Source organism: Pseudomonas sp. B26(2017) (assembly GCF_002113045.1).
Taxonomy (GTDB): domain Bacteria; phylum Pseudomonadota; class Gammaproteobacteria; order Pseudomonadales; family Pseudomonadaceae; genus Aquipseudomonas.
Genome location: NZ_NEJJ01000034.1, coordinates 1 through 667 on the forward strand (window position 1 = coordinate 1; position 667 = coordinate 667).

Annotated in this window: 1 pseudogene; it reads right to left on the minus strand. The window is 65.8% G+C overall.

Annotated elements, in window-relative coordinates:
* Window positions 1-667 (minus strand): annotated as a pseudogene (locus CAF79_RS28595) (Cna B-type domain-containing protein); the annotation flags it as partial.

The window sequence follows — 667 nt, forward strand, 5'->3', positions numbered from 1 at the left end:
GAGCTGCACGGTCTGGCCGGGGCTGGCCTTGCCGGTGACGGTGACGCTGGTGTCGAAGGTGGTGCCGTTGTGCGGCACGCTGCCCTTGGAGTCGGTGACGTTGGTGATGGTGGGGGTCACGGTTTGTGCGACGGTAAAGCTGCGAACCGCCGACTCCGGTTGCGTGCCGTACAACGCCCTTGCCTTGATGTTGTGTGGCGCGACGCTCAGGCCGGTGAAGGTTTTGCTCCAGTCGCCGTTGGCGTCGACATTGGTCACGGGCGCGACGGCGGTGGTGCCGTCGTAGAGCTGCACGGTCTGGCCGGGGCTGGCCTTGCCGGTGACGGTGACGCTGGTGTCGAAGGTGGTGCCGTTGTGCGGCACGCTGCCCTTGGAGTCGGTGACATTGGTGATTGATGGAGCCGAGGCTACCGCGACAGTAAAGCTGCGAACTGCCGACTCCGGTTGCGTGCCGTACAGTGCCCTGGCCTTGATGTTGTGTGGCGCGACGCTGAGGCCGGTGAAGGTTTTGCTCCAGTCGCCGTTGGCATCGACATTGGTGACAGGCGCGACGGGCGTGTTGCCGTCGTAGAGCTGCACGGTCTGGCCGGGGCTGGCCTTGCCGGTGACGGTGACGCTGGTGTCGAAGGTGGTGCCGTTGTGCGGCACGCTGCCCTTGGAGTCGGTG